Source organism: Allokutzneria sp. NRRL B-24872 (assembly GCF_002155965.1).
Taxonomy (GTDB): Bacteria; Actinomycetota; Actinomycetes; order Mycobacteriales; family Pseudonocardiaceae; genus Allokutzneria.
This window is the reverse complement of the sequence record NZ_MUMH01000179.1, coordinates 1-5,657: the sequence shown is the minus strand read 5'-3', so window position 1 is coordinate 5,657 and position 5,657 is coordinate 1. Positions and strand designations below refer to the sequence as shown.

The following is a 5,657-nucleotide window of genomic DNA, read 5'->3' as shown; positions in this document are numbered from 1 at the left end:
GCCCCGTTCCCGCACTCCCCCGCCCGCCCGGACCGCGCCGACGGCGCCTTCGCCACCGGCACGATCGTCGGCATTCCCAAGGGCGCCAAGAACCCCGGCGCCGCGTGGGAGCTGATCAAGCACATGACGCTGGAGACCGACACCCTGGTCAACCTCTCCAACGCGATCAAGAACGTGCCGAGCACCGACGCCGCGCTGAAGGACCCGAGGCTCCAGGTGAGCCCGCAGTTCAAGACCTTCATCGACCTCTACGGCGGCGGCAAGCTGTGGTCCAACCCGCCGACCCCGATCGGTGACGCGCACCTCAAGGCGGTCAACGACTTCGCGGCGGAGTGGCAGGCCGGCAAGGTCGCCAACCTCGACGAGGGCCTGAAGAAGGTCGACCAGCAGATCAACGACGCGCTCGCGCAGAGCGGGAAGTGACCACGACGCTGGACCGTGCGGCGGTGGCCCCAGCGCCCCGCCGCACGGCGAGACCGCGCGCCCGCACCAAGTGGACCGTGCTGGCGTTCATGTCGCCCGCGATCGTCGGGTTCGTCGTGTTCTTCGGCTACCCGCTGATCGCCACGGTCTACTTCTCGCTCACCCGCTACGACCTGATCAACGCCCCGGAGTGGATCGGGTTCGACAACTACGTGCGGATGTTCACCAGCGAGCCGTTGGTGAAGGTCGCCGCGTGGAACACGCTGTGGCTGGTCGTGGTGCTCACGGTGGCACGGGTGGCGTTCGCGCTCGGCGTCGCCTCGGTGATCGCACGGCTGAAGAGCGGCGTCGGCATCATCCGGACGCTGTGCTACCTGCCGTCGCTCGCGCCCCCGGTCGCCGCGACGCTGGTGTTCAGCTTCCTGCTGAACCCGGAGTTCGGACCGGTCAACGCCTTCCTGAACTTCGTGGGCATCGAGTCCCCGCTGTGGTTCAGCGATCCGGAGTGGGCCAAGCCCGCGCTGACGCTGCTCGTGCTGTGGGGCTCCGGCGAGCTGATGATCATCATTCTGGCGGCGCTGCTGGACGTGCCGCAGGAGCAGTACGAGGCGGCCGAGCTGGACGGTGCGGGGCCCGTGCGCAAGTTCTGGCACATCACGCTGCCGACGATCTCGCCGGTGCTGATGTTCGGCGTGGTCAACTCGATCATCTTCGCGTTGCAGTTCTTCACCCAGGCCGTGGTCGCGGGCTCGGTGGCGTCGGGTTCGGCCGACGTGGCGGGCTCGACGAAGATCCTCGGCTTCCCGCAGAACTCCACGCTGACCTACCCGATGTGGTTGTACACACAGGGTTTCCGGTACTTCAACATGGGCTACGCGGCGGCGATGGCGGTGCTGCTGTTCGCGGTGTCCTTCGTCTTCACCGCGATCCTGGTGCGCCAGATGCGCAGGGCCTCGCACGTCGAGGAGGGCGGATGACCACCACTCTGGCTCCACGGAAAGCCAAGCAGCGCAAGGGTTCCTGGGACCGCAAGCTCCAGTGGATCGCCACGCACAGCATCGGCATCGCGCTGGCGATCGGCTTCACCATGCCGATCGTGTTCGTCTTCCTCACCGCGGTGATGTCCGACCAGCAGGCGCTGTCCTCGACGTTGTGGCCGCAGGAGTGGCACTTCGAGAACTTCCTGAAGGTGTTCGAGAAGGCCCCGATGTTGCAGTACATGGGGAACACGCTGCTGTACTCGCTGCTGGCCACGCTCGGCGTGATGCTGTCGGCGATCCCGACGGCCTACGCGCTGGCGCGGATGAAGTGGCGCGGTCGCAACGTGGTCTTCCTGCTCGTGGTCGCGGCGATGATGCTGCCGCCGCAGGTGGTCTCGGTGCCGCTGTACGACATGTGGATCAGCTTCGGGCTCACGGGAACGTTGTGGCCCTTGGTGATCCCGTACTTCCTCTTCGACGCGTTCAGCGTCTTCCTGCTGCGCCAGTTCTTCCTGACCATCCCGCAGGACTACATCGACGCGGCGAAGATCGACGGCTGCTCGGAGTTCACCGCGCTCGTGCGGGTGCTGGTGCCGATGGCCAAGCCCGGTATCGCGGCGACCGCGCTGTTCTGCTTCCTGTTCACCTGGAACGACTACTTCGGCCCGCTGCTCTACTCCGGGGAGAACCAGGAGAACTGGACGCTCTCGCTGGCGCTGGCGTCCTTCCGGGGATCGCACCAGGTGCAGTGGAACCTGACCATGGCGGCGACGGTGCTGATCATGGCTCCGGCCATCGTGCTGTTCCTGCTCGCCCAGAAGTCTTTCGTCAAAGGCATCACGTTCACGGGGGTCAAAGGCTGATGAAGCTCACCGTTGTCGGCGGCGGCTCGACGTACACACCCGAACTGATCGACGGGATCGCGGGCAGGCGCACCAGTCTCAAGGTCGACGAGATCGTGCTCGTCGACCCCGACCACGACCGGCTCTCCGTCGTGGGGCCGTTCTCCCAGCGGCTGCTCGACCACGCGGGGCACCCGGCGCGCGTGCGCACCACCTCGAACCTGGAGGAGGGCGCGGAGGGCGCTTCCGCCGTGCTGTTCCAGCTGCGCGTTGGCGGCCAGGCGGCGCGGCGCTCCGACGAGACGTTCCCGCTGGACTGCGGCTGTCTCGGCCAGGAGACCACGGGCGCGGGCGGCTTGGCCAAGGCGCTGCGCACGGTCCCGGTGGTGCTCGACATCGCCGAGCGCGTGCGCGCGGTGACCGGGCCGGACACCTGGATCGTCAACTTCACCAACCCGGTCGGCATCGTCACGCGCGCGCTGCTGGAGGCCGGGCACCGCGCGGTCGGCCTGTGCAACGTGGCGATCACGTTGCAGCGCTTGGTTTCCGGCATCCTCGGCCGCGATCCGCAGGAGGTGAAGCTCGACCACGTCGGGCTCAACCACCTCACGTGGACGCGGCAGGTGCTGGTGGACGGTCGCGACGTGCTGCCGCAGCTCATCGCCGACCACGCCGACGAGATCGCCGCTGACCTGGAGCTGCCCGCCGACGTGCTGCGACGGCTCGGCGTGCTGCCCTCGTACTACCTGAAGTACTTCTACTCGCACGACGAGATCGTTGCGAAGCAACGCGATGAGCGCCCGCGCGCGGACGTGGTGACCGACGTCGAGCACGAGCTGATGAAGATCTACTCGGACGAGAACGTTGTCACCAAGCCGAAGGAGCTGGCCGAGCGCGGTGGCGCGTACTACTCCGAGGCGGCCATCCAGCTGGTGCACGCGCTGACCGGCGGCGGCGACGCGGAGGAGCACGTCGTCAACGTGCGCAACGGCTCCACGCTGCCCTTCCTGCCATCGGACGCGGTGATCGAAGTTCCATCCACTGTGGACACCAACGGCGCGGTCCCGCTGCCCGTCGCCGAGGTCCCGCCGGAGTTCTCCGGGCTGATCGCGCACGTGACGGCCTACGAGCAGCTGGCGCTCAAGGCCGCTGTGCACGGCGGCCGGGACCGCGTCGCCGACGCGCTGCTGGCGCACCCGCTGGTCGGCCAGTTCACCCTCGCCGAGAAGCTGGCCGACGACCTGGTGGCGGAGAACCGCGACCACCTGCCCTGGGCCACGTCGTGAACCGGCAGGAGGGCCGGCCGATCAGGACCCTCCGCGAGCTTCTCGCCGCGGAGGCACGGCCAAGGAGAGAGCGCTCTCACACGGATTTCCCGTGTTTCAGGACGGCTGACCGAGCGCGGGAGATCGTCGTTCGCGGGCTGATCGCCGTGCGGCGGCAGGGGGAGACGACGTGACGGCCGAACAGACCGTGCTCGCCATCGACGGCGGCAACAGCAAGACCGACGTGATGCTGGTGAACATCGACGGCAAGGTGCTCTCCCGGGTTCGCGGCCCCGGCGCGTCCCCGCAAACCGTTGGCGTGCAAGAGAGCCTGGACTGCTTCGCCGAGCTGGCAGCGAGCGCCGCGCGGGCCGCCGGGCTCTCCGGCGAAGCTCCGTTCGCCACGCACACGGCCGCCTACCTGGCCGGGGCCGACCTGCCCAGGGAGGAGGAGCTGCTGATCGAGGCCGTCAGCGCGCGCGGCTGGTCGTCCTCCACCGTGGTGGCCAACGACATCTTCGCGTTGCTGCGCTCGGGCACCAGTGACGGCGTCGGCGTGGCCGTGGTGTGCGGCGCCGGGATCAACGCCGCTGGCGTGGCACCGGACGGGCGCGTCCACCGCTTCCCCGCGCTCGGCCGGATCTCCGGCGACTGGGGCGGTGGCCCGCAGATGGGCGAGGAGGCGTTGTGGCTGGCCGCGCGCGCCGACGACGGCCGGGGCGAGCCGACCGCGCTGCTGCCCGCCGTGCTGGCGCACTTCGGGGCGGCGAGCATGGCCGAGGTGATCGAGGGGCTGCACTTCGGCGAACTCGACCTGTACTCCGCCAGGCACGCGCTGTCGCCGGTGCTGTTCGAGGTCGCGGCGGCCGGGGACGCGGTCGCGGGCACCGTGGTCGACCGGCTCGCCGACGAGATCGGCCTGCTCGCCGGAGTGAGCCTGCGGCGGCTCGGGCTGACGTCCGAGCCGGTGCCCGTCGTGCTCGGCGGCGGCGTGCTGACCGGCGCGTCCGGTCAGCTGCTGGAGAAGGTCGGCGACCGGTGCCGCGCGGTGGCTCCGCTGGCGGAGCTGCGCTTGGTCGACCTGCCGCCCGTGGTGGGAGCCGCGCTGTGGGGGCTCGACGCCCTCGGAGCGGGCTCTGCGGCCGAGGCCGCGCTGCGCGGAGCCGCCCTGCCCTCGCCGGTAGCGGCGTGATGGTCCCCGCATCGGGCAGATCTCGCAGGTTATCTGACGGTGTGTCAAGTTACGGTGGGAGGATGACGACGGCGTAGGACATCAGCACTGGGAGGGACGTCGTGAAGTGGGGATCTTTCGTCGCGATCGGTGACTCCTTCACCGAGGGGCTCGACGACCCGGGCCCGAACGGCCAGTTCCGCGGCTGGGCCGACCGCACGGCGGAGCGGCTCGCCGTGCTCAACCCCGGTCTGCGCTACGCGAACCTCGCCATCAGGGGCAAGCTGCTCGGCGAGATCGTGGCGGAGCAGGTCCCGCTGGTCAGCTCCGTGCGCCCCGACCTGGTGACGCTCTGCGGCGGCGGCAACGACCTGATCATGCCGTCGGCGGACCCGGACTCGCTGGCCGAGCTGTACGAGAGCGCGGTCAGCGAGCTGCGCGCGGCGGGCAGCCAGGTCGTGGTCTTCACCGGCTTCGACACCCGGGACACCCCGGTGCTGCGCCGCGTTCGCGGCAAGGTCGCCACCTACAACGCGCACCTGCGCGCGATCGCCGACCGCTACGACTGCCTCGTCGTCGACCTGTGGTCGATGCGCGTGCTCCAAGACCGTCGCATGTGGAGCGACGACCGCCTCCACCTGACGCCGGAAGGCCACCACCGCGTGGCGCTGCGGACCTGCGAGGCCCTCGGTGTTCCGGTGGAGGAGGACTGGGCGACGCCGCTGCCGGAGGAGCCGCCCGCGACCTGGGTGACCCTGCGCCGGGGCGACCTGCACTGGGCCCGCGCGCACCTGGTGCCGTGGGTCGGCAGGCAGATCCGCGGCGTGTCCATGGGCGACAACCTCCAGCCGAAGCGCCCCGAGCTCATCGAACTCGCCGACTCCACCTGCGACCGCTGACCCGCTCAAAACCCCGTTTCGTACCGATAGCGGGAGACGCAAACGCTCTCTTTCCCGCTAAGGGCTGTCTCGTAAGT

General features: G+C 69.5%; 5 protein-coding genes and 1 pseudogene. All 6 read left to right on the top strand.

Annotated features, from left to right (window positions below; all coding sequences use genetic code 11):
* A pseudogene (locus CCN37_RS34140) lies at nucleotides 1–423 on the top strand (ABC transporter substrate-binding protein); the annotation flags it as partial.
* Nucleotides 420–1,400: a carbohydrate ABC transporter permease gene (locus tag CCN37_RS34135; RefSeq protein ID WP_210408325.1), complete on the top strand. Its 981-nt coding sequence runs from the start codon at nucleotides 420–422 to the stop codon at nucleotides 1,398–1,400. The pseudogene CCN37_RS34140 and the gene CCN37_RS34135, both read left to right, overlap by 4 nt.
* Nucleotides 1,397–2,266 (top strand): carbohydrate ABC transporter permease, encoded by an 870-nt coding sequence (locus tag CCN37_RS34130; RefSeq protein WP_086828971.1) that lies wholly within the window; start codon nucleotides 1,397–1,399, stop codon nucleotides 2,264–2,266. Before CCN37_RS34135 ends, CCN37_RS34130 begins: the two co-directional genes overlap by 4 nt.
* A complete protein-coding gene (locus tag CCN37_RS34125; RefSeq protein ID WP_086828969.1) occupies nucleotides 2,266–3,531 on the top strand; it encodes a 6-phospho-beta-glucosidase in 1,266 nt (421 codons plus the stop codon). The genes CCN37_RS34130 and CCN37_RS34125 overlap by 1 nt, the downstream gene beginning before the upstream one ends.
* A gap of 169 nt (nucleotides 3,532–3,700) precedes the next feature.
* Nucleotides 3,701–4,702, top strand: a complete 1,002-nt coding sequence (locus tag CCN37_RS34120; protein ID WP_256388100.1) for an N-acetylglucosamine kinase — start codon at nucleotides 3,701–3,703, stop codon at nucleotides 4,700–4,702.
* A 101-nt stretch (nucleotides 4,703–4,803) separates the two neighbouring features.
* Nucleotides 4,804–5,580 carry an SGNH/GDSL hydrolase family protein gene (locus tag CCN37_RS34115; RefSeq protein ID WP_246843479.1) on the top strand — a complete coding sequence of 259 codons (777 nt, stop codon included), beginning with the start codon at nucleotides 4,804–4,806 and terminating at the stop codon, nucleotides 5,578–5,580.
* Nucleotides 5,581–5,657 lie beyond the last annotated feature (77 nt).